This window comes from Sphingomonas hankookensis, from assembly GCF_022664465.1.
GTDB lineage: Bacteria > Pseudomonadota > Alphaproteobacteria > Sphingomonadales > Sphingomonadaceae > Sphingomonas > Sphingomonas hankookensis.
Map to the genome: position 1 here is coordinate 1 of NZ_JAKREV010000026.1, position 2,852 is coordinate 2,852.

Here is a 2,852-nt window from a genome sequence, read left to right on the forward strand (position 1 = left end):
TTCGCGCGAAGGCTCAAGACCCTCAGCGGCCTTACACCCTACGAATACATTGCCAAGATCTGGACGTCAGAGCCGGATCGGTTCATCGTCAACCCGATCCACCAGATGCCGGGACTGAACACCTAAGGGCCGCCCCGGTAGCAGCAAGCACCAAGCCGGCAGTTAGAAGATAGGCCATTTTCGCTCTCCTTTTGCCATCCCGATCCATTCTGATCGGTGAAGCCAATCCTTACGGACGATGATTCTACAACGATGGTTCAGCGTGTCGGTTCAGCTGAACTCCGGCCGCAAGGCGCGTGCGTGCAGGCGGTCCTTCACGTCGAGACGCAACCGCTTCAGCCGAAATAGCCGCAAGGTATCGGGCATGCGTCGCTTCATCTCGACGCGGATCTGCTCATCCAGCCGGGCATGCAACTGGGTCAATTTGTGAGAAAATATAGGCAAAGCCGCTCTCCAACCAACGATTGAACGATCGGATCAGTCGCGATGAAAGCAGGCAAACAGGCCAGGCCTAGACATCGAGATAACCCGATGCGGTCCGACATCACGTTCGTCCTGAGACGATCGCCAGAGGGGCCCGGCCCGCTCCCTCAAGCTAGGGTTTCGCCGGTCAAGGTCAATAGGAGAGCGAATGGATTCGCACGAGTTGACATTAGGACACGGGTCCCCGATGTTACTGACATGTACGCTCCTGCGACACATAAGCGTTTCCGCGACCACGCCGGCCAACTCGCCGCACGCGCTTAGCCCGAGCTTGCGGCCATTGCCGTTCGAGTTCGGGCTTTATTCGATCTGACCTTTGGGACGCGTTCTGCGCGCCCATGATCTCGAATAAGTGGAAACAGTGTAGTGGAAAACCAATCCTCGAAATCCGACGATTTGTGTCAGGATGACCGTCAGCATCAAACTGCCAATCCAGCACCTCAGCCTTTCCTGCGGATGCGCCCACAAAGCTTTTTCTCGAACAAATTCGATCTGGAAATCGTAGAAGGCTATTCTAAGGCTGATGCCGAAGCCCGGCAGAATGAAGGTAAGGACTGGCTGAGCCGACTTATGGAGCTCAACCTGTTACTTTTGATCGTTTTGGTTGGCGTACCGGTGCTGGTATATTGCGTCTTATCCTCCGTACTTTAGAACACGATAAGATACCGCCTTCGCGTCGCAACCGGGATTGTGGATAAAGGCCTCTGGGTCGTCCCACTGAAGCCTCGGGTAAATGACAATATGTCAGGCGCCCGAGGACCGTTTAGGTACGATAGCTCTGAATGCGAGCGAGTTCCTTTGTGACATCGCAACGCGTAAGCCGATCGGCCGTTGTGGAAAAATGGTAACAAATACCTTACCCCAACGGACCGCGTTGAATCTGCCGCATCTCGCGGTGCTGCTGACAGCAGCGCTTCAAATTTTGACGCCTGTGTTACCGCAGATCGGGATCGGTGAGCCTATCGGATCCCGGTCTCTGGCGGTCCGAACCTTGATAACCCCGGCAGGCTGGGCATTCTCGATTTGGGGTGCTACCTCGGCGCCACAGTGTTTGCCGTTTATCAGGCAATGCCCGCACAGCGCCAAAATACGTTGCTTCATCACCTGCTCTGGCAGGCAGCTGGCGCATTTTTGGGAAATGCACTCTGGGCTGCTTACACGCAGTTTTACGGGTTAAGTTTCGTATCGGTTCTGATCATTACCTTCATGCTGACGTGCCTGATCGTTGCCTATCATGCCCTGTCGAATGCGACGGTGTCGAAAACTGCGTGGTGGTGCGCGTACCTTCCGTTGAGCGCGCTCGCCGCATGGTTGACTGTCGCTACCACCGTCAACATCGCGGCTAGCTTGAAATATCACGGCGTGGAGGGCGGTGCAGCCGCTCCTGGGATCGGTGCAGCGGTGATCGTGATTGCTGGACTCATCGCGGCCACCGTGCTGGTCCGAGGACGTGGTAATCTACCGTACGCAGCTGTTTTCCTTTGGGCGCTTGCTGCTATCTTCGCTGCCGGTGGCCAAGCTGCAGGACCTATTGCCGTAGCAACCGGCGCTGCCGCGATCCTCGTTATTTCAGGCTTGGTCGCTGGCTACCGGCGCAGGGTATATGCGTCTGGTTCGATTACAGGTTGAACCTAAATCCGTAGCCGAGACCTAGGGTGAATTGGGTCCGGCGCCCGCGTTCGCGGATGAGGGGTGAATCGCCTACGTTCTGACCTAGTCGATCCAGGCCAGTGAAAAGCGTGATGGCGCTTCGCCGGTTTAGGGGACGAATTACGGTACCGCCTACACCGTAGGACAATAGTCCGCCTGACGCAGAATACGGTCTAAGTCCGGACCGTTGCGACTGGAGCGCATCGATGCCGAAATACGTCTCGATATACTCGCGGCTTGCCAGCGTTGCGCGAGGCCCGATGTTGATGATGGTCCGTCCCCGGCGCGCCTGGTAAGCAACTGACCCGTCGGCGACAACGCCGTCATGCCCGCCGAAGCCGCGACGAACCTCGATCCGTCCACGCCATGGCCCAGCCCGTTTCTCGACGAAGCCTCCCACCTCAACAGCTGCATCTACGTCGCCGAGGCCGCGTAGCGCGTCACTCCCGCCTGTAATGAGGAACGGCGATCCCCCGCGCTCTTCATCCCGCCCAAAGCGGAGCTTGGCGAGCGGTCCTGCCTTCCACCCGTCCCGGTTCACCCCGTTCCAACCCAAACCGTCGGGGATCGAAGCGAAGATGGTGTCCTTGTGACGTGACCCCCTTTTTTTCCTCCAGTTGAAGCTAGAGTCCGACCTCGGAAAGGGACGGACAGATGAAGCGGAAGCAGTTTTCGGAAGAGCAGATCATCGGCATCCTGAAGGAGGCCGAAGCGGGCGC

Annotated in this window: 4 protein-coding genes and 1 pseudogene; 3 read left to right on the forward strand and 2 right to left on the reverse strand. The window is 57.5% G+C overall.

Features of this window, described 5'->3' with window-relative positions:
- Window positions 1-126, forward strand: a pseudogene (locus MF610_RS18905) (IS481 family transposase); the annotation flags it as partial.
- Window positions 127-270: 144 nt separating this feature from the next.
- Here the strand turns inward: MF610_RS18905 and MF610_RS18910 are convergent.
- Window positions 271-423, reverse strand: coding sequence for a DUF465 domain-containing protein (locus tag MF610_RS18910; RefSeq protein ID WP_327196655.1), 153 nt, complete (start codon window positions 421-423; stop codon window positions 271-273).
- A gap of 426 nt (window positions 424-849) precedes the next feature.
- Here MF610_RS18910 and MF610_RS18915 point away from each other — a divergent pair, with 426 nt between their 5' ends.
- Together MF610_RS18915 and MF610_RS18920 are read left to right on the forward strand one after the other, a co-directional pair.
- Complete coding sequence (locus tag MF610_RS18915) at window positions 850-1,134, forward strand: hypothetical protein (protein WP_156363480.1); 285 nt, start codon at window positions 850-852, stop codon at window positions 1,132-1,134.
- Window positions 1,135-1,530: 396 nt separating this feature from the next.
- Window positions 1,531-2,112: a hypothetical protein gene (locus tag MF610_RS18920; protein ID WP_242201898.1), complete on the forward strand. Its 582-nt coding sequence runs from the start codon at window positions 1,531-1,533 to the stop codon at window positions 2,110-2,112.
- Here the strand turns inward: MF610_RS18920 and MF610_RS18925 are convergent.
- Window positions 2,102-2,674 carry a MipA/OmpV family protein gene (locus tag MF610_RS18925; protein ID WP_242201900.1) on the reverse strand — a complete coding sequence of 191 codons (573 nt, stop codon included), beginning with the start codon at window positions 2,672-2,674 and terminating at the stop codon, window positions 2,102-2,104. The genes MF610_RS18920 and MF610_RS18925 overlap by 11 nt on opposite strands.
- Window positions 2,675-2,852: the final 178 nt, after the last annotated feature.